This is a genomic window from Streptomyces sp. NBC_01276, from assembly GCF_041435355.1.
GTDB lineage: Bacteria > Actinomycetota > Actinomycetes > Streptomycetales > Streptomycetaceae > Streptomyces.
On the sequence record NZ_CP108443.1, the window covers coordinates 237,021 to 254,742 of the forward strand.

18 protein-coding genes and 1 pseudogene are annotated in these 17,722 nt (G+C 72.0%); 11 read left to right on the top strand and 8 right to left on the bottom strand.

All coding sequences use genetic code 11. The features are described from left to right. Positions 1–48: 48 nt before the first annotated feature. Complete coding sequence (locus tag OG295_RS38315; protein WP_331738198.1) at positions 49–696, bottom strand: CBS domain-containing protein; 648 nt, start codon at positions 694–696, stop codon at positions 49–51. Between the two features lie 261 nt (positions 697–957). Next, positions 958–1,605 (bottom strand): CBS domain-containing protein, encoded by a 648-nt coding sequence (locus tag OG295_RS38320; RefSeq protein WP_331738997.1) that lies wholly within the window; start codon positions 1,603–1,605, stop codon positions 958–960. A 331-nt stretch (positions 1,606–1,936) separates the two neighbouring features. Between OG295_RS38320 and OG295_RS38325 the strand changes: the two are divergent. Continuing rightward, positions 1,937–2,965 (top strand): annotated as a pseudogene (locus OG295_RS38325) (PEP/pyruvate-binding domain-containing protein); the annotation flags it as partial. Positions 2,966–3,100: 135 nt separating this feature from the next. Here the strand turns inward: OG295_RS38325 and OG295_RS38330 are convergent. The 3 genes from OG295_RS38330 to OG295_RS38340 all read right to left on the bottom strand — a co-directional run bounded on the left by OG295_RS38330 (position 3,101) and on the right by OG295_RS38340 (position 5,234). Next, positions 3,101–3,379: a hypothetical protein gene (locus tag OG295_RS38330; protein WP_331738201.1), complete on the bottom strand. Its 279-nt coding sequence runs from the start codon at positions 3,377–3,379 to the stop codon at positions 3,101–3,103. Between the two features lie 155 nt (positions 3,380–3,534). Next, positions 3,535–4,221: a TetR/AcrR family transcriptional regulator gene (locus OG295_RS38335; protein ID WP_331738204.1), complete on the bottom strand. Its 687-nt coding sequence runs from the start codon at positions 4,219–4,221 to the stop codon at positions 3,535–3,537. 83 nt (positions 4,222–4,304) lie between these two features. Then, positions 4,305–5,234 (bottom strand): hypothetical protein, encoded by a 930-nt coding sequence (locus tag OG295_RS38340; protein ID WP_331738207.1) that lies wholly within the window; start codon positions 5,232–5,234, stop codon positions 4,305–4,307. 239 nt (positions 5,235–5,473) lie between these two features. On the opposite strand from OG295_RS38340, the gene OG295_RS38345 reads away from it, so the two are divergent. Continuing rightward, entirely contained in the window at positions 5,474–6,466 is a 993-nt protein-coding gene (locus OG295_RS38345; protein ID WP_371681478.1) for a tyrosine-type recombinase/integrase, read from the top strand. 159 nt (positions 6,467–6,625) lie between these two features. Here OG295_RS38345 and OG295_RS38350 read toward each other — a convergent pair whose 3' ends face one another. Next, positions 6,626–7,531: a LysR family transcriptional regulator gene (locus OG295_RS38350; RefSeq protein WP_331738213.1), complete on the bottom strand. Its 906-nt coding sequence runs from the start codon at positions 7,529–7,531 to the stop codon at positions 6,626–6,628. Between the two features lie 152 nt (positions 7,532–7,683). On the opposite strand from OG295_RS38350, the gene OG295_RS38355 reads away from it, so the two are divergent. The 5 genes from OG295_RS38355 to OG295_RS38375 all read left to right on the top strand — a co-directional run bounded on the left by OG295_RS38355 (position 7,684) and on the right by OG295_RS38375 (position 13,659). Further along, positions 7,684–8,499, top strand: coding sequence for an alpha/beta fold hydrolase (locus OG295_RS38355; RefSeq protein ID WP_331738216.1), 816 nt, complete (start codon positions 7,684–7,686; stop codon positions 8,497–8,499). Between the two features lie 69 nt (positions 8,500–8,568). Continuing rightward, on the top strand, positions 8,569–9,063 hold the full coding sequence (locus OG295_RS38360; protein WP_331738218.1) for a hypothetical protein: 495 nt from the start codon (positions 8,569–8,571) through the stop codon (positions 9,061–9,063). 279 nt (positions 9,064–9,342) lie between these two features. Continuing rightward, positions 9,343–12,351: a CHAT domain-containing protein gene (locus tag OG295_RS38365; RefSeq protein WP_371681479.1), complete on the top strand. Its 3,009-nt coding sequence runs from the start codon at positions 9,343–9,345 to the stop codon at positions 12,349–12,351. A gap of 20 nt (positions 12,352–12,371) precedes the next feature. After that, positions 12,372–12,746: a hypothetical protein gene (locus OG295_RS38370; RefSeq protein WP_331738224.1), complete on the top strand. Its 375-nt coding sequence runs from the start codon at positions 12,372–12,374 to the stop codon at positions 12,744–12,746. Between the two features lie 4 nt (positions 12,747–12,750). Next, a complete protein-coding gene (locus OG295_RS38375) occupies positions 12,751–13,659 on the top strand; it encodes a hypothetical protein (protein ID WP_331738227.1) in 909 nt (302 codons plus the stop codon). A 103-nt stretch (positions 13,660–13,762) separates the two neighbouring features. On the opposite strand, the gene OG295_RS38380 is transcribed toward OG295_RS38375, so the two are convergent. Then, the gene (locus tag OG295_RS38380) at positions 13,763–14,209 is read right to left on the bottom strand and encodes a DUF1772 domain-containing protein (RefSeq protein WP_331738230.1); all 447 of its coding nucleotides are present in this window, start codon (positions 14,207–14,209) and stop codon (positions 13,763–13,765) included. A gap of 91 nt (positions 14,210–14,300) precedes the next feature. Between OG295_RS38380 and OG295_RS38385 the strand changes: the two genes are divergently transcribed. Continuing rightward, positions 14,301–14,879, top strand: a complete 579-nt coding sequence (locus OG295_RS38385; protein ID WP_331738233.1) for a TetR/AcrR family transcriptional regulator — start codon at positions 14,301–14,303, stop codon at positions 14,877–14,879. A gap of 132 nt (positions 14,880–15,011) precedes the next feature. Here the strand turns inward: OG295_RS38385 and OG295_RS38390 are convergent, their stop codons facing one another. Next, positions 15,012–15,779 carry a class I SAM-dependent methyltransferase gene (locus tag OG295_RS38390; RefSeq protein WP_331738236.1) on the bottom strand — a complete coding sequence of 256 codons (768 nt, stop codon included), beginning with the start codon at positions 15,777–15,779 and terminating at the stop codon, positions 15,012–15,014. A 279-nt stretch (positions 15,780–16,058) separates the two neighbouring features. Between OG295_RS38390 and OG295_RS38395 the strand changes: the two genes are divergently transcribed. The 3 genes from OG295_RS38395 to OG295_RS38405 all read left to right on the top strand — a co-directional run bounded on the left by OG295_RS38395 (position 16,059) and on the right by OG295_RS38405 (position 17,714). Beyond that, a complete protein-coding gene (locus OG295_RS38395) occupies positions 16,059–16,796 on the top strand; it encodes a dienelactone hydrolase family protein (RefSeq protein WP_331739000.1) in 738 nt (245 codons plus the stop codon). Positions 16,797–17,217: 421 nt separating this feature from the next. Beyond that, entirely contained in the window at positions 17,218–17,454 is a 237-nt protein-coding gene (locus OG295_RS38400) for a hypothetical protein (protein WP_331738239.1), read from the top strand. Then, the gene (locus OG295_RS38405; protein ID WP_331738242.1) at positions 17,454–17,714 is read left to right on the top strand and encodes a hypothetical protein; all 261 of its coding nucleotides are present in this window, start codon (positions 17,454–17,456) and stop codon (positions 17,712–17,714) included. Before OG295_RS38400 ends, OG295_RS38405 begins: the two co-directional genes overlap by 1 nt. Positions 17,715–17,722: the final 8 nt, after the last annotated feature.

Sequence of the window (17,722 nt, forward strand, 5' to 3'; positions counted from 1 at the left end):
ACGGGCCGCTGTGCCGGTACCGCGCGGAAGCTGCCGGTCGGTGCGGGTTCACATGTCGTCGACCGCGTAGGAGAGATGCTGTGTCACCCCCACCACTCCGTCGACGGTGCGGCAGAGTCTTTCGATCACCGGGATCAGGCTCTTGAACTGCACCGCACCGTGCAGTTCGACCCGGCCGTCGGTCACTTCGACGGTGACGGAACCGGGCTCCTGGCGCAGGGTGCGGTCGAGCACGTCTGCGGTGATCTCGTGGCGGATGTCGTCGTCGTCGCGGAGGAAGATCTTCAGGAGGTCGCGCCGGCTGACGATCCCCACCAGTTTGTCCGCCCCGTCGACGACCAGCAGCCGCTTGACGCCCTGCGCCTCCATGAGGCGGGCCGCTTCGGCGACCGTCCAGTCGGATCCGGCGCACACGGCGGGAGCCGACATGAGCTGCTCGGCCCGTGTGCCCTCCGCCTTCTCGCGCTCCAGTGCGTCGGGCTCGGGCAGGATGCCCGGGAAGTCGCCCTGACCGGCCGACTTGGGCAGGAGGTCGCCCTCCGACACCACACCGAGGGCGTGTCCCGCGCCGTCGACGACGGCGACGGCCGACACCCGGTGCTCGGTGAGGGCGCGGACGACGTCCTTGAACGGCGCGTTCCCCGGTACCGTCACGACCTCGCGCGTCATCAGCTCGCCTACTTCTCGATGTCTCACCCGTCTACTCCTACCGCTCTGTGGCTCGTTGGGCGTTGACCGACATGTCGTCCTGCCCGCACATGAGCCGATTGACGGCTCCTGGCGAGGAGGCGGAGAAGCGGCTCGGGGCCGCGCACCACACGATCGGGAGCCTTCGTGTGGGGTCAGCCATGGGCCATGACGGCGACCGGTGCGGCACCGAGCCCAGGTGTGCGCCGGGGGGCGAACGGCGCGCGTGCCGCCCCATCAAAGCGGCCGGGAGCCTCCAGCAGGCCGGCATCAGGCCGCCGCGCGGGCCTCCCCGTCAAGGGCGAGGCGTACGTCCACCACACCTTCGACCGCCCGGATCGCGCGGGCCAGCAGCGGCACCAGGGCCCGGTCCCGAAGCGGTCCCTGGAGGGTGACCACACCCTCCAGCACGCTGAACCCGACATGGGCAGGCAGGGGCAGCTCGCCCAGGACGAGCTGGCGGACCTCGGCTTCGATCTCCTCATCGGGGCGCAGGAACACCGTGAGAAGGTCACTGCGGCTCACGACGCCTTCGAGCATTCCGACACCGTTGACGACCGGCAGCCGTTTGACGGCCTTGCGTGCCATGATGCGCGCGGCTTCGGCGAGGGTGGCGTCAGGGTGGACGGTGACGGCGGGGCTGGACATGAGTTCCTCGGCCAGTACGGCGCCGGCTTTGGCTGCTTCGTCGAGGCGCTCCGTGTGTCTGGGGGGCTCGTCGCGCCGGTACTCCTCCTTGGGCAGGAGATCGGCCTCGGAGACCACGCCCACCACGCGGCCCTCGCCCTCCAGCACCGGCAGGGCGCTGACCTTCCACTGGTGCATCAACTGGACGATCTCCTTGTACGACGCCTCGCGGCCGACGGCGATCGCGGTGTGCGACATGACGTCGCTGACGGTGTACCGGGTTGCGGGCATGACGGACTCCGAGGGCTCCGGTGGGGGAAAAAGGGGCTGGAACATCCACGACCAGCCGACCAGCTCGCCGGGACCCAGGCTCTCGATCACGGCCGGCTGCCTGCCGGGCACGTGCAGATCCGGCGAGACGGCGCCGGACCGAACGGTGTACGCATACGGCCCTCCATTCGGATCCGCCTTCATTCTGCGGCGCCGCTCCGCGGGTCGGGATGGGCCGACCGGCCCTCGTCGGAGCCCGACCGGCCCATGCCGGAAGTGCCCGGAGGGGCGATGGTGGGCACGAGCGGGCGATCGGCCACCGCGACCGTACGGGAAGGGACGGACACCTGCGATGCAGCGGTACGTGTACGACTTCGCCGAGGGCGGCCCGCACACGGCCGCACTGCTGGGCGACAAGGGCGCCGGTCTGGCCGAGATGACCCGCATGGGGCTCCCCGTACCCCCCGGTTTCACCGTCACCACCGAAGCCTGCCGCGTCTTCCTCGCGACGGGTGAGCCGCCCGCGGAACTGGCCGGCCAGATGGCGGACCACTTGGCGGACTTGGAACGGAACGTCGGCAAGCGCCTCGGACGGGTCAGCGATCCCCTGCTGCTCTCCGTCCGCACGGGAGCCGGATCCTCGACGCCCGGCATGGCGGAGACGGTCCTCGACGTGGGCCTCAACGACCTCTCCGTCCTCGGTCTGGGCGTCGCACCAGGAAGTGAGCGGTTCGCATGGGACTCCTACCGTCGCCTGGTGCAGATGTTCGGCAGCACGGTCATGGGAGTCGACACATCGCTCTTCGAGGAAGTCGTTCTCCGTGTCGAACGACAACACGCGGTGGCCGACGACGGTCGGCTCGACGTGGTGGACCTCATCAGACTGGTACAGACGTTCAAGGACCTGATCGCGGAACGGACCGGTGAAGAGTTCCCGCAGGATCCGGCCGAACAGCTGCGGCGGGCGGTCCTGGCTGCTTTCGCGTCGTGGAAGGCAGAGCGTGCACGGCCGCACGGGCGCCGTCACCGTCGTCGCCGTGGTCACCTCCCCGACCCCGGCGTCGCGGTGAGCGTGCAGAGCATGGTCTTCGGCAATCTCGGCCCCGACTCCGGCTGTGGCGTCGCCTCCACGAGGGACCCGGCCACCGGCAGGCGGGGCATGTACGGGAGCTACCTGCCCAACGCCCAAGGCGATGACGTGGTGGCCGGGATGCGTGACACCGTGCCGCTCGGGCGACTCGCGGAGCTCGCCCCCGGGGCCCACGCACGGTTGCGTGACTGCATGGAGCGACTGGAGGACCGGTACGACGACCGGTGCGACATCGAGTTCACCGTCGAACGCGGAACGCTGTGGATGCTGCAGGCCCATGTCGGCAAACGCCCGCCTCAGGACGTCCAGGCACCGCTGACCGGTCCGCCGGCGGAGGCGAACCCCTCGACGGCGGAAGGGTGACTGCCGTAGCCGGCAGGTGTCGGGGACGGGACGGGACGGGACGGGACGGGACGGGACGGTGGTTCAGGGGCGTATCTGCTCGATGAGGCGGAGGTTGCAGGACGCCTGACCCCTGCTGTTCTTCGCCAGCACCCAGAACGTTCCGTCGCCGTCGCGGCCCACCACGGTCGACGCGCCCTTCAGCGAGTCGGGCTTGTGGTTCTTGGCCACGTCGTACAACTCGACGAGCGCCTGTTCCCGGGTCTTGTTGCCGTTGATGGTTCGAACGAGCCTGATCTGCCGATGCGGTGCCGCTCCATCGGCCGTGCTCGTCTCCTCCGAGATGATCAACCACGTGGACATCGTTCAGCCTCCTTGTGACGGGTGGTGTCGGCGCCCGCTCATCACGAGCGGCGAACCGCATCCACATCCACATCCACAGCCGCATCCCGGGGCCAGACACGACCTACGTCTCCTCGGCCTCGCCCCTGCGACGGTGTCCGTTCCGGGCCGCGGACTCATCGCGTCGGCGGCTCGTACTGCCCTTCGAGGCCCATGCCACGCACCAGCTCCTGCATCAGCAGCTCGAACATGGGCTCCTGGTCGGAAAAGAGAGGGGCGAAGTGCCCGAAGACCTCCAGCGCGATCTGGCCGTAGAGCGACCGCCAGCAGCTCAGCATCACCACCATCGCGCCGGGGGGAAGGTCGACCCCGGTGTCCGCCCGGTAGTCCAGCATCTGCTGCCGCAAGCGCGGATCCATCTCGTCCTCGGCGAGGACCGGGAACGGGCGGTCCGCCCACAGCTGCACGAAGACCGGACCCCAGAGGCCGGCGAGCCGCCGCACCCAGGAGCTGGTCAGCTCGCGGTGAGCGTCGCCGGCAGCCGTGGCAGGTGTGCCGAACAGCAGGTTGAATTCGGGCTGGTGCGTTATGGCCCAATGCCGCAGCACGCGCACCGGTTCGATCATCCGCATCGCGAAATTGTCCGCGGGGTGGGAGAGGGCCGCGGCCTGGAGCTCGTTCACCAGATCGTCGACGATGTCATCCGCCACCCGGTACACGATCTCCGGGAGCCCGCCCTCGAAATGGTGGTAGAGGGCGGCGGGGGTGACCTCGACGCGCCGGGCGATCTCGGCCAGCGTGAGGGCCTCGACGCCCTGGTGGGTGATGACCTGACGGGCGGCGGAGCGCACTTCCGCGGACATCTGAGCCCGTAGCCGTTCACGACGCCCTGATGCCGCCATCCGCTCGCCTCTCCTCGCGCCTCGACCCCGGGGAGTACGCTACGTCATTCCTCGTCGGGGAATTCGGCGCGGTGGTCCTTGGCGGAGATCCGCCAACGGTCCACGAACCGGTCCATGAAGGCATAGCTGACGTCCTCTGGCTTTCCCTGCGGATTCAGGGTCACTTGTGCCTCCTTTCCCTTGACTTGCACCTTCTTCACCAGCATTCTGCGCCCACCGTCCGCCAGGAAGTCCGCGTCGGAGCTCTGTGAGGCCGTTTCCATGTACGCGGTGCAGTCTCCGTTCGCCTGTTCCAGGGTCTGCCGCGCCTCCGGGGTGTACAAAGCGCACATGCGAGCGAAGTCCCGGTCCCTCGTCGCAGCGCCGAACGCGTCCCAGGTCTCCCTCACGCCGCCTTCCCCCGGGTCCGCCCCGATGGATGCCACGCTGCGCGCGGAGATGAGGCTGCCGCCGCCACCACGCGCGTCGACCGGTCCCGGGCCGGCGCCGTCGTCCCCGCCGACCCACTGCGTGACGCCGTAGCCGCCGAGTACGACGGCCAGGAGGGCGAAGGCCCCGAAACCGATGCGGGTGGTGCGCTTCCTGCTGCTGTCGATGTTGCCGCCGGCGACCTGGGCGTTCTTCCCGCTGATGCCTCCGCCGTTGATGTTCACCTGGTGGTGCGACGAGCCGGAGGTGGCGGTGCCCTGGTTGGTGTGGTGCTGGTAGAGCTTCACCGCGTCGTCCAGTTCCCGCGCGAACGAGGCGTCGCTCTGAGCGGAGGTGGCGAGCAGGCTCGCGGCCTCCATCCGCCGCCCGGAATCCTGCGGAGCCTCTTCGAACCGCTCCAGCACCCTCGCGCCGTCAGCCGTGGACCGCAGGCGCTGCTTCACCAGGTCGGCGACGGAACCGGCGGCCAGGTTCTGGAGGACTCCGGCCAGGAAGTCCCCCGCGATGCCGACCGCTGCCGCCGCCAGGATCCCGAGCTCCACCATCTTTTCCTCCCCGTATCCGGGTCAACTGCTCAAGCGGTCAAACCCTTGAGCTAAAGGGCCTTTAGAAAGTAGCGCACCTTTAAGATCGACTTCCAGTCAAGTGCGCCAAGGAAAGCCGGACTTGGTGTGAGTATTCAGTGGCTGCCGCAGTAAACACCGGATTTACTGCGGCAGCGCCGATATTCTCGCCCGGGGCCGGGTGCGCACATTCACCGCGAGAGGACCGGAAGGGCGGACGGGTGGCGATCGAACGAGCGGCCGTGCCGGAGACCGAGACCGAGACCGAGACAGAGACCGAGGGCGAGATCGCGTCGCGGGTGCCGCGTCCCCGGGCCGAGCCGCCGCTGCCCGTCCCACCGCGGACGTACGCGTCGGCAGTCGAGCGGTACCTCGCCGGCGCGGGCATCTCGGAGTCCTCCGTACGGATCTACCGGATCTCGCTCACCACCTGGGGCTGGATGCTGCGCGGCGAACGAGCCCCGACCGGGCCGGCCCGCCGCCGTGCGACGCCCCCGCCCTTCGACCTCGCGGCAGTCGACGACCCCGGGCTGCCGCCCGTACTCGCCGAACTCGCGGCGGCGCGGGCGGACGAGATGGACGCCGACACCGTCAACCGCGAAGTGTCCATCGCGCGCAAAGCGATCGGCTGGTGGCAGGCCCAGGGCTGGATCGAGGCAGACCCGACGATCGGGGTCGAACGGCGCCCGGCACCGCCGAACCGCACGAAGGCGCTGTCGAAGCCTCAGATCGCCGCCCTGTGGGCGTTGGAGTCGTCCTTACGGGAGAAGACGTTCTGGCGGCTGCTCTACGAAAGCGCCGCACGGGCCGAGGAGATCCTGTGCCTGAACGTCGAGGAGCTGTCGCCCGCCGACCAGCGCGGCCGGGTCGTCTCCAAGGGCGGCACCCCCGAGTGGATCCACTGGCGGTCCGGCACCGCCCGGCTCCTGCCCCGGCTCATCGCCGGACGCACCCACGGCCCGCTCTTCCTCACCTACCGCAAGGCCCCCGCCCGCACCCCGGCTCCCGACACCTGCCCGACGACCGGCCGCGCCAGACTGTCCTACCGCCGGGCGGAACAGATCTTCGAGGAGAGCACGCGACTGCTGGCCAACCCCCTCGCCGGGCCGGATGACTTCGACGCGCTGGAGGGCTGGACGCTCCACCGGCTCCGCCACGGCGTCCTCACCCACGACGCGGGAGACGGCACCCCGACTTCCACGAGCCCCGGATGAACGCTCCCCGATGACCGGCTCCGTGCCGCGCCGAACTCCAGGAGCAGGGTCACGGCCACGAGCGCTCGCAGCCCCGGTGCCGGCGGCCCGCTGCCGACCCGCCCGCTGCGGCGCGGGCGCGACCCGGCAGGACACCCGCATTCCGCGTTCCGCGGGGCCTTACCCGCGGTCGCCCGCGTCGAGGCGGTGGCAGGCGTCCAGCAGGGCGGCGAGGTCGCGGGACGGGGGGCCGGGCCGGACGGCGAGGGAGGTCGGGACGGTCGGTGCGGGGGTGGTGAAGGGGCGGAAGGCGACCCCGGGGGCCGGCTGGATCGCGGCCTGGGCGGCGTAGTAGACGGTCCAGGTGGGGCGGCCCGCGGCGATGGCGGCCAGGGTGTCCTGGTCGTTGGTGAACGGCGGCCCCGGGACCGGCTCGAAGCCCGCCGCCCGGCAGGCCGCGGTGACGGCGTCCACCAGCGGCGGGTTCTCCTCGCGCGCGGCGATCCGCAGGGGCAGCCCGGCCGGGCCCGTGAGGTCCGCCAGGTCCACGTCGGCCCCCGCGGCCAGTGGATGGCGCGCGGGGAGGGCGGCGACGAGCTCCTCCTCCCACAGCGGCAGCAGTTCCAGGCCGGGCCGGGGATCCGCGCCCCGCACGAAGGCCGCGTCCAGCTCCCCGTCCCGGACCTGCCCCAGACGCGTCGTCAGGGGCACGCCGACCAGTTCCACCAGGAGGGCGGGCGCGCGCTCGGCGAGGTCGGACAGCAGTTCCCCGAGCCGGCGGCCCAGGCCGGTGCCGGTACCCACCCGCAGCGTGGCGTCCCGCTCCGTGCGCAACCCGGCCATCGCCCCGGATGCGGCCCGTCCGGTGTCCAGCAGGGCGCGTGCGTACGGCAGGAACACCTGCCCGGCGCGGGTCAGCGTCACCGTACGCGTCGTGCGGTCGAACAGCTCCAGGCCGAACTCCCGCTCCAGCCGGCGGATCTGCTGGCTGACGGTCGGCTGGCCGATGTGCAGCCGCTCGGCGGCGCGCCCGAAGTGCAGTTCCTCGGCCACCGCCGCGAAATACCGGACCTGGCGCAGCTCCACGCGTACCTCCCGCCCTCCTGCCGATTCATCGCGATCATCGATGAGTCTAGGTACGGATCAGGCGTTGGACGGAACGCCCTCCCCGACTGGAATGGCCTCCGGCCTCACGAACGGCGCCGGGACACCGGGCCGCACAACGGAAAGGGACCGTCATGCCGGTCGCGCACGTCAACGGAACCGGCCTCTCCTACGAGGACCACGGCGCCGGACGCCCCCTGGTCTTCCTGCACGGCTGGGGCACCAGTGGCCGCGTGTGGGACGCACAGACCGCCGACCTGGGCCGCGACCACCGCGTGATCACCGTCGACTGGCGCGGGTGCGGCCGGTCCGAGCGGCCCACGACCGGTTACACCATCGCCGATGTCACCCACGACACCCTGGAGTTCCTGGACGCGCTGGAACTCGATGCGCCGGTGCTGATCGGCTCGTCGATCGCCGGGGCGTTCGTACTGGAGGCCGCGCTGGCGGCGCCGCGGCGGATCGGTGCCGTGATCCCGGTCGACGCGGGGGTGCACCACTTCGCGGCGGACGGCATGCGGGAGGCGATGGCCGAACTGCTGGCCGGCCTGCGGACGGACCGGGCCCGCGCGCTGGCCGCCTTCGTGCCGCACTGGTACCGGCCTGGGACGGACAGGGCCGTGATCGACCGGACGGTACGCCGGCTCCTGGACTCCACCCCCCTCATCGACCGGCTCGTTGCCGACCAGGCGGACTACGACCCGCGCCCCCGCCTGGGCGGGATCCGGGTGCCGGTCCACTTCCTCCACGGCGAACGGGACACCGAGGTCCCGCCGGAGGTGCCGCGGGAGTGCGCGGCACTGATCCCGGGGGCCCGGCTCACCGTGATCGAGGACGCGGGCCACATGTCCCAGCAGGACCAGCCCGAGCGCTTCAACGCGGCGCTGCGCGCCGCCCTCGCATCGGTGCCGGTCATTCTTCCGGGGGACGGTTCGTCGGCTCGGGGATGAGCCGGCCGAGGCCGGGCGTCGTCCTGCCGGGCGACGCGAGACCGGCATGCCCGCAGGCAGCATCTGGACATGACGACAACCGACATTCCGAGTGCTCCCGCGGCCGCGCCGGTCTGGGCCCGCCGTGCCGCCCATGCCATCGCCCTGTGTGCCCTCCCGTCCGGCCTGTGGCGCATCGCCATGGCGTCCGGGGTCTACGTCGGCTACAGCGACGAGGTCCTGCGGGACGTCTACGCCATCCCGGGGTGGGGCATCGCGTACGTCGTCGGTCTGTCCGTCCTCGCCGAACTGGCCGCCCTCTTCCCGCTCCTGCTCGTGAGCGACCGCCCGCGGCTGCTGCGCTCCCGGACTCTTGCCGTGACGGCCTGCACCGCCGCAGCCGTCCTGGTCGCGGTGACGCTGTGGCAGGTTGTGGTCGCCCTGACCGTCGAGAGCCACACGTACCTCTCGAACGGTCCGGCCCGGGTCGTCTGGGCCCTCCTCTTCGCCCCGCTCGCCGCCATACCCGTGCTGATGACGGCCGTGACCTCCTCGTACATGAAGCGCCGACGCGGAATCCGGTGACGGGTGGGTGGTGGACCCCGCGGGCCGGTCCCGGGCGGACGGGGCCCGCACCGGCGTGACCGGTGCCGCCGGGGGGCGGAGCGCCCGCCGGCCGGGCCTCTCGAAGAGCGTTCGAAGGGAGATTTTTCAGCATTCGGGCCCCTCCCCAGCCCCATGCTCGCTACCGTTTGCCGTCACCGCAGGAGCCGATGCGGGCGGGTGATCGGGGGAACGGCAATGGCGTTACATCCGGGTCTGCGTGCCGCGGTTCGTCAGGCGATGTCGGATCCGGAGGGACCCGTGCCGTGGTCGTCCGACACGCGCGACAGCGTGCTGGCCGGCCGCACGCACTACAACGTCGCCATGACGCTCTACGACGTGCGCGACCGGCTGACGCCGGACCAGACCGGCGCGGCCGGGGACCTCGCCTTCGACGAGGTCTACCTGGCCGCCTGCTACTACCTCGCCCGGTCCCGCCACCTGCCCGAGGAGCAGCGCGAGTGGAACCTGAACGCCACCCGGTTCCTCTTCGACGTCGTGCACGCGGTCCGGCCCGAGCTCGTGCCCGAGCACCTGCGCGAGCTGCACGAGCGGGATCCGCGGGGAGTGGCTCCCGTGTACGAGATCGTGCACGCCGTGGGCGTCGCCCTGTTCCTGGGCAGCGTCGAGGAGGGCCACGAGCAAGGCATCACCGCGTCCACCGTGTGCCTCCTCTGGGCGCGGCAGGAGGCCGAGGGCACGCCGTCCGAGCCCCACATCACCTTCAACCTGGGCTCGGCCGTACTGGCGATGGCCGGTGTCGCCGGCGAGCCGGGGAAGTACCGGCGGGCGGGGCTCGACCACATGCGCCGGGCCCTCGCCGCCCTGCCCGACGGCGACCCCTTCCGCCCCGGGATGCTGGCCGGGCTCAGGCAGGCGCTGGCCGAAGAGCCGCCGGCCGAGCATCCGGACGGCAGCCCGGAAGCCGAGGTCAGCGCATACATGCGGGACGGCAGCCGGGAGCGGCTCGACCGGGCCGTCGACATGCTGCGCGCGGCCGTCGACGCGCCGCGGGCAGAAGAGCCGTACCGCAGCCGGCGCCGCGCCGAACTGGGGCAGGTACTGCGGATGCGCTTCGAGCTCATCGGCGAGATCGCCGACCTCGACGCGTCGATCGCCGTCCTCGAAAACGTTCTCGGGACCACCCCCGACAACGCAGGGTTGGACGACGAGACGCTTGCCGCGACGTCCTCCTTCCTGGGCCTGGCCCGTCTGGACCGGTACCAGACCTTCGGGCAGGCCGCCGACCTCGAAGCCGCCGCGGAAGCCGTCCACCATCCCGCCGGCGCACGGGCGGCCGCCTCTCCCCACCACGCCCAGCGGCTCACCAACCGGGCCGCGGTCCTGACCGCACGGTTCGGCCGCCACCACGACCTCGCCGACATCACGCAGGCCATCGACGATCTGACGTTCGCGGTGTCGGCCACACCGCCGTCCCAGCACGACCACCCCGTGATGGCGGTCAAGCTGGCCGTGGCCCTGTCGGAACGCGGGACGCACACCGAGGAGCCCGGCGACCTCCACGCGGCCGAGAGGCTTCTCAGGCCGCTCGCCGGGGACCCTTCGGACGCCGGCCCCAACCAGCTGATGGCCCGGCTGGAACTGGGGCACGTCCTGCACGCACGGGCCCGGCTACTGGGCGACATCGAGGACCTGGCCGACGCGGTCGACCAGTACGAGGCCACCGCGCTGGCGCCCGCCCAGGACATCCGCAGTCGGCTGCACTGCGCCGCCCTGTGGGGCATGGGAGCCGCCGAACTGGGCGCCCTGGAAAGGTCCCGCACCGCCTTCGACCTGGCGCTGAGCGATCTCGTGCCCAAGCTGACAGGCCGTGCGCTCGGCCGTGAGTCGCAGGAAGCACGGTTGCGCGAGCTGCCTTCCCTCGCCACCGTGGCCGCGGCCGTATCGATCAGGGCCGGAGAGGTGCGGGAGGCGCTCGTCCGGCTGGAACAGGGACGTGGCGTCCTGCTGGCCCAGGCACTGGAGCTGCGCGGCCGGCACGACGACCTCAGGGTTGCGGACTCCGGGCTCGCCGACCGCTTCGAGCGGGTCTGCGCCGAGCTGGTGGCATCACACCGCAGCCCACGGCAGCGCCGGAAGTCGGCGGGCGACTTCGACTCGCTGGTGGAGGAGATCCGGGCCCTGACCGACTTCGAGGATTTCCAACAGCCTCCCGCCTGGCAGAAGTTGCGCGAGGCGGCGGCGCAGGGGCCGGTCGTCGTGATCAATGTGTCGCCGCCGGCCTGCTTCGCCCTGCTGCTGACTCCCTCCACCGACGGCGGCGCGGTGACCCTGGACCATCTGCCACTGCAGGTCACGGCGGACGACATCGCCGCCCGTGCCGAGGCCTTCCACACCGCCGTCGCCGCGCTCGTCGACCGGGCGACCCCCGGCCCGGAGCGCTACCTGCAGGACCGCGCCATGAAGGACACCCTGCGATGGCTGGGCGTACACATCGCCGGCCCCGTCCTCGACCGGCTGGGCCTCAGGGGGAACCCGCGCCCCGGCGACCCCCTGCCACGGCTGTGGTGGTGCCCGACGGGGGTGCTGTCCCTGCTGCCGCTGCACGCGGCCCTCCTCGACCAGGACGGCGCGTACGTCCAGGACCGGGTCGTCTCCTCGTACGTCCCGACCCTCGGCTCCCTGCTGCACGCGCGCTCCCGGCCGGCCCCGTCCCCCGACCGGGCCTCGCTCCTGACCGTCGCCGTCGACGCCGCCGGTCAGGCGTACCCGCGCCTGGCAGCCCTGGACGACGAGCTGAAGGCGGCGAGCGGAATGCCGGGGCGCCGACAGCGGCTGCGGGACACCGAGGCCACACCCGACGCCGTGCTCGCCGCGCTGCGCACGCACACCCACGCCCACCTGGCCTGTCACGGCGTACGGGACCCGGGCGACCCCTCGCACAGCCGGCTCCTGCTGTCCGGCGGCGAGCTGACCCTGCGCGCACTGGCCACCGAGCGGCTGCCGAACGCGGAGTTCGCGTACCTGTCCGCCTGCCACAGCGCGGCCGCCGGGGAGGAGCTGGCCGACGAAGTCATCTCCGTGGCATCCGCGTTCCAGCTGTGCGGCTACCGGCACGTGATCGGAAGCCTGTGGACGGTCCAGGACGCCATGGGGCCGCTCCTGGCCCGCGCGGTCTACCGGAACCTCGCGGCACCGGACGGCCCCGGGCCGGCGTACGCCCTGCACCGGGCGGTCGCCGAGCTGCGCGCCCACGGCGACTACGACGACCCGCTGTTCTGGGCGTCGGTCATCCACAGCGGACCGTGACGACGAACGGGAGAAGGGCCATGCAGGAAGAGGACCGTTCGCTGCGCGCGGCGTTCTGCGCGGCGATGTCATGGTTGGACGACGTCATGGCGTCCGAAGGCCGGGGCGACGAACTCCGCTCCGCCGCGCAGGCCGTCCGCGCCGGTACGACGACCGTACGGCAGGCGATCGCCGGACTGGGCATCCCGGAACACGTACTGACCGGCGCCACGGGCACGACGCGCGGGGAGGGCGAGGGCGGCGTTCCCGGACCGGTACCGCACCCCGCCGGTGAGGTCTACCTGTGCCCCGACGGCTGGTGCGGCCTGAGGCAGATCCGGCAGCCGGGCGGTGCCGTACCGGCCGGCGGGCGCTGCCGGCTGCGGGACCAGCCGCTGCGCGTCCTGGAGGCGTGAGCGGATGCCCCCCGTACTCGACCAACTCGGCGAGAAACTGGCCGAGAAGTGGGTGTCCGCCCTGGCGCTGCCCGGGCTGCTCTTCGTCGGGGCGAGCACCTGCGCCGCCGTGCTCGGCCAGGGCCGTGCCCTCGACGCCGGTCTCCTGATCGAGGAGGCCGGACACTGGGCGACGACGGTGGCGCACTGGCCGGTCGTGGGGCAGGTCGCGGCGGTGGCGGTGACCTTCCTCGTGGCCGTGGCCATGGGGATGTCCGTCCGCGTGTGCAGCGAGGGCGCCGTACGGGTCTGGACGGGGGACTGGCCACGACCGGCCCGCCGGCTGGCCCGGCGGGTGACCGCACGCCGGGCGGGGCTCTGGGGAGACCTGCAGCGGCAGATCGACGGGATCCGCGGCGACAACCCGCCGTACGACCGCGACGACGCGCAACGGCGACGGATCGCGGACCTCACCGCCCGCCGTGACCGGATGGGGCTCTCCTCACCGGCCCGGCCCACGTACACCGGCGACCGGTTCGCCGGGGTGGAGAGCCGCCTGCGGGGCCAGTACGGCATCGACCTGGCCGCCTGCTGGCCCGGGCTGTGGCTGGTGCTGCCGGAGGAGGTCAGGGCGGAGCTGCGGTCCACGCGGGCCCGGTTCGACGCCGAGGTGGCCGGATCGGTGTGGGCCTGCTGCTACGTGGTGCTCGGCTGCTTCTGGTGGCCGGCCGCCGTGGGGGGCGCCGCCGCCGGCCTCGTCGCCTGGCGGCGCGGCCGGGGGGCGGCCGCGGTGCACGCCGGGCTGGTGGAGGCCGCCGTCGACGTCCACCTGCGGAAACTGGCCGAGGAGGTGGGCATCGCCGTGCCCCCGGGCCCCACCTGGGAGCCCGGCGTGGGCCTCCTCTTCAACCGCCTGTTCCGCAAGGGCGCATAGCCTGCCGCCGTGCACGCGGGTACCGGGTACCGGGTACCGGTCGGGCTGCGCGGAAAGCGGCCCTGCGGCCGCTGAGGCGCTGACGGCCCAGTGGCCCGCGGGCTCAGGCGAGGGCGGTGACCAGCAGGGTGAAGGCCGCGATGATCACGGCGACCCGGACGTAGTGGAAGCGGTCCCAGCGGTTCATCTGCTGCTTCCAGTCGGCCGGCAGGCCGTCGGCGGTCCACGTCTTGACCCGGTTGTTGATCGGGACGAGCAGCAGGATCGACATGACCACACTGAGGATCAGCAACGCGGCGGCGGTGACGACGAGGCCGGCGCCGTGGTGGTCGCGTCCGGCGACGGCCCAGACGGCGGCGAGGACGAGCGAGCCGATGTACCAGAACGGCATCACGGCGCCCAGCAGCCGGGCCCCGTGGGTGCGGCCGCGCAGGCCGTTGTCCCCGGGGAGGCCGTCGAGGATCGGGTTGACGAAGAAGGCGACGGAGAACTCCACTCCCACCATCACGCCGACCGCCACGGTGGTGAAGACCTCAAGTGCATGGAGCATGATGACCCCTCCTGGGATCTAGCGTTGCTAGATGATGAGGCAACGCTAGTACTACTGCCGCTCGTATGTCTAGCGGTGCTAGGATCGGATCATGTCGGTACAGGAACGCAAGGAGCGCGAGCGGGCGGGCCGCGAGCGCCTCATCGTGGCGACGGCCCGTGAACTCGCCGAGCAGCAGGGCTGGGACGCGGTCACCACCCGCCGGCTCGCCGAGCGCATCGAGTACAGCCAGCCCGTCCTCTACGGCCACTTCCGCGGCAAGCGCGAGATCATCGGTGCCGTCGCCCTCGAAGGCGCCGCCGAGATGGCCGCGGCGCTGCGGGCCGCGGCCTCCACCACGGACGGCCCGCGCGCCCGGGTCGCCTCCCTCGCCCGCGCCTACCTCGGCTTCGCCGAACGGAACCCGGCGGTCTACGACGCCATGTTCCAGCTCGACGGCGGCCTGGCGTTCGCGAAGGAGGACACCCCGGAGCCTCTGAAGGACGCCTTCGCCGCCCTGCTGGAGAGCCTCGGCGAGGTCGCCGGGGACGGCGTCCACCCGGCGTTGTTCACCGAGGTGTTCTGGGCGTCCCTGCACGGGCTGGCGACCCTGACCCGGGCGGGACGGCTGCCGCCGGGTGACGCCGAGCGGAGGGTGGAGTTGCTCGTGGACCGGCTCGCCGTGGTCTGACGCACCGTCCGGGCGGGTCCGGCGGCCAGGGCCTCGCGGACCGGCTGCCGGCCCACGGCAACCGGCGCTGCCCGGGGATCCGGTGGCGACGCCGGGGAGGCTACCCACCCCATACGCCGCACCGTGCCGGAATCACCGCCCCGCGATGAGCACGCGATAGCCGTAGTCGACAGAGTCCTGCCCCAGCAGGTCGGCATGTCGGCGGTGCCAGGCCCCCGAAGCCAGGTCCGCGCGCAGCCGCTCGATCGCCGGCTCGACCACCGACGCGGGCATCTGGGCGAAGGTGGAACTCGCCTGTCGGACAACGGGATCCAGGAAGTGCTCCGGACGCCGCCAGTACGCGATCTGGAAGCCGTCGGTGAAGTCGTGCGGGATGGGGAAGGGAAGCACCGTGTGCGCTTCCAGTGCTTCCACCACGGTGGACAGGGGTGTGAAGCGGGCCTGTTCGAACTCGCGGAGCTCCGGAAGGTAATCCTCGATCAGCCACAGCTCGGGCAGATGGTACGGATCGAAGGTGAAGAGGACCTGCCGACGAGAGACCCGGCGCATCTCGGCGAGTCCACGCCGCAGGTCGGGCCAGTGCTGCACCGTCATCACCGCCATCGCGGCATCGAACGCGCCGTCCTCGAAGGGCAGGTCCTCCGCTCCGGCCAGGACCTTCCTGCTGCCCGGATGCTGATCGAGCATCACCTGTGACGGGTCGACGGCGGTGACCTCGATGTCCTCCGGCTCGTAGGAGCCGGTACCCGCGCCAATGTTGACGACCGTGCGAGCCCCGCCCAGCGACCGGTGAATCAGGGCGGCCAGGCGGGGATCGGCCCGGCGGATGTTCTGGTACCCGATCCCGATGCGGTCGTACGTCGCCGTCAACGGAGCCGGTCCCGAAGCAGAAGCAGTCATGAGCCGGATCTCATCAGCTGATCACCGGCAGGCCAAGAGATTCAGCCTGGCCCGAATGTTGAGCCTCCGACTCGACGTGGACGACCTCGCTTCCGTCCGCTTCGCCTGCTCACCCCTGCAAGAGACCGCCCAGAGCCTGCGATCCTGGCGCAGCCCGGTCTCGCCCGGCAGGGTGAGCCGAGTGCCGGGCCCGTCCCGTATTCCAGAGGGGCACCCGTGCTGTTCTGCCGGCGGCAGAACACCGGCCGGACCGGGCTCGACGATCACTACAGTCCCATCATGACGAAGATTACGGCGCGCACGGTCGAGTACCCGGCCGACGGTCTGACGATGATCGGGTACCTCGCGCTCCCGGCCGGTGTCGACCGCCGGCCCGCGGTGCTGCTCGGACCAGAGGGCATGGGGCTCAGCGACGTCGAGCGCCGCCGGGCCGATGCTCTCGCCGAGCTGGGGTATGTGGCGCTGGCCTTCGACCTTCACGGCGGGCGCTATTTGGGTGACCCCGAGGAGATGCTGGACCGTTGCATGCCCCTGCTCGCTGATCCCGACCGGATGCGGGGCATCGGCCACGCGGCGCTCGACGTGCTGCGCGCCGAACCGCGGACCGACCCCGACCGGATCGCCGCCGTCGGCTACGGCACCGGGGGCGCCATCGCGCTGGAACTCGGGCGCGACGGCGTCGACCTGCGCGCGATCGGGACAGTCAACGCGACCACCACGGGCCGACCGGGCGAGGCGGCGCGCATTCGCTGCCCGGTGTGGGCCGGGGTCGGGTCGGAAGACCCGATCATGCCGCCCGCGCAACGGAACGCGTTCACCGCTGAGATGCAGGCCGCGGGCGTCGACTGGCGCCTCGCGGTCTACGGCGGAGCCTTGCACGCCTTCCACCACCCGACGGTCGACCACCCCGTGGTCCCCGGCGTCGGCTACCACCGACAGCACGCGCAGCGAGCCTGGCGCGACGTCGTCGACCTGCTCGCCGAGTGCCTGCCCGTGACGGAGGACCTGGGGGCATGACCCAGGCAAACAGGCCGGTGCCAGTCCTGGTCGGCGTCGCGCACTGACAGTCCCTCCAACTCACGGGACGCCGCACGTTCGTTCGGCATCCCGTGCAAACGCGTGGACGCCGAAGCCCGGCAAGGCGTTCGGCATCACCGCTCCGGGCCGCGCAGAACCAGCCCTACGACGGAAGCCCCCGCCCCGGCACCGGGCCGGCCGCGGGGGCCTCGCCGTTTCCGGACGCGGTCACCGGAAGTGCTGCCCGTGGGGTGACTGCCGACGGCAAGGGCGTCTGCCGTGCCGGAGCGGCACGGGACATCCTGGGCGCACCTGACCGTATCCACGGCGTACCGAACCGGATCCGGCAGAGCGGATCCCGGCTCGCGCACCGGGCGATACTGTGGTGGGACACGCCAGTTCCGCGTCTCTGGAGCCATCGATGAGCGAACAGCCGGCCCTCGCCGACACCGCCGCCCGGCAACAGCTGGAGCCCGCCGCCGCGGACGCCGTGCGCGCGTACGCGGCCAAGACCCGGGCCGACGCGGACCGGTTCGCCGGCGTCCTGGAGGACATCGCCACCAACGGTCTGCCCGCGGTGGAGGACTGCACGCCCTGGGAAGAGCTCCGCGAGGCCCACCTCGGCCGCCTCGCCGCGCAGCGCCCGGCCGTCGCCTGATGGCCCCGCGCCGCGCCCGCATCGCCTTCTCCGACTCCGCCGCCAAGCAGCTGGAGGACCTGACCGGCGAGGCCGAGATCCACGCCCTGGACCGCGCCCTGGTCGTCATCTCCGTCGACCCCGAGGCCGGCGAGCCGATACCCGCCGACAGCGCCGGCCCCCGGCTGCGCCAGTACGCCGACGAACTCGAAGGCGTCCGCGTCCTGTACTTCGTCACCGCCCTGCGCACCATCGTGGTCGTGGCGTACATCGAGGTCTGAGAACGGGC

What these genes read in the sequence shown, in the direction of transcription:
- OG295_RS38320 (WP_331738997.1), bottom strand. Translation starts at nt 1,605, where the DNA reads ATGCCCGCAACCCGGTACACCGTCAGCGACGTCATGTCGCACACCGCG.
- OG295_RS38330 (WP_331738201.1), bottom strand. Translation starts at nt 3,379, where the DNA reads ATGTCCACGTGGTTGATCATCTCGGAGGAGACGAGCACGGCCGATGGA.
- OG295_RS38335 (WP_331738204.1), bottom strand. Translation starts at nt 4,221, where the DNA reads ATGTCCGCGGAAGTGCGCTCCGCCGCCCGTCAGGTCATCACCCACCAG.
- OG295_RS38340 (WP_331738207.1), bottom strand. Translation starts at nt 5,234, where the DNA reads ATGGTGGAGCTCGGGATCCTGGCGGCGGCAGCGGTCGGCATCGCGGGG.
- OG295_RS38355 (WP_331738216.1), top strand. Translation starts at nt 7,684, where the DNA reads ATGCCGGTCGCGCACGTCAACGGAACCGGCCTCTCCTACGAGGACCAC.
- OG295_RS38360 (WP_331738218.1), top strand. Translation starts at nt 8,569, where the DNA reads ATGACGACAACCGACATTCCGAGTGCTCCCGCGGCCGCGCCGGTCTGG.
- OG295_RS38370 (WP_331738224.1), top strand. Translation starts at nt 12,372, where the DNA reads ATGCAGGAAGAGGACCGTTCGCTGCGCGCGGCGTTCTGCGCGGCGATG.
- OG295_RS38375 (WP_331738227.1), top strand. Translation starts at nt 12,751, where the DNA reads ATGCCCCCCGTACTCGACCAACTCGGCGAGAAACTGGCCGAGAAGTGG.
- OG295_RS38380 (WP_331738230.1), bottom strand. Translation starts at nt 14,209, where the DNA reads ATGCTCCATGCACTTGAGGTCTTCACCACCGTGGCGGTCGGCGTGATG.
- OG295_RS38385 (WP_331738233.1), top strand. Translation starts at nt 14,301, where the DNA reads ATGTCGGTACAGGAACGCAAGGAGCGCGAGCGGGCGGGCCGCGAGCGC.
- OG295_RS38390 (WP_331738236.1), bottom strand. Translation starts at nt 15,779, where the DNA reads ATGACTGCTTCTGCTTCGGGACCGGCTCCGTTGACGGCGACGTACGAC.
- OG295_RS38395 (WP_331739000.1), top strand. Translation starts at nt 16,059, where the DNA reads ATGACGAAGATTACGGCGCGCACGGTCGAGTACCCGGCCGACGGTCTG.
- OG295_RS38400 (WP_331738239.1), top strand. Translation starts at nt 17,218, where the DNA reads ATGAGCGAACAGCCGGCCCTCGCCGACACCGCCGCCCGGCAACAGCTG.
- OG295_RS38405 (WP_331738242.1), top strand. Translation starts at nt 17,454, where the DNA reads ATGGCCCCGCGCCGCGCCCGCATCGCCTTCTCCGACTCCGCCGCCAAG.